The sequence below is a fragment of the Arthrobacter sp. C152 genome (assembly GCF_054890965.1).
Genome location: NZ_JBTZSU010000139.1, coordinates 1 through 236, shown reverse-complemented (window position 1 = coordinate 236; position 236 = coordinate 1). Strand labels below are relative to the sequence as shown.

Below are 236 nucleotides of genomic sequence, written 5' to 3'. Positions count from 1 at the left end.
AGGCCTCCCGGACCGGGGAGGAGATCCGGGCCGGGCTGCTGCACATCTGGTCCGTCATGGAAGCCTGCGTGCAGACCAGCCTGAAGCGGACCGGGCTGCTTCCCGGCGGCCTGAAGGTCCGCCGCCGCGCCCCTGACTGGCATGACCGCCTGCTCAAGGAGGACAAGGACCGGGATCCCAAGTACTGGCAGGAGTGGGTGAACCTGGTGGCGTTGGCGGTGAACGAGGAGAACGCC

At 68.6% G+C, this 236-nt stretch carries 1 protein-coding gene; it reads left to right on the top strand.

Annotation, left to right across the window (positions count from 1 at the left end; all coding sequences use genetic code 11):
• Positions 1-236 (top strand): L-serine ammonia-lyase, iron-sulfur-dependent, subunit alpha (locus ACYSM9_RS22040; protein ID WP_461859071.1); only part of this gene is annotated, 236 nt, incomplete at both ends.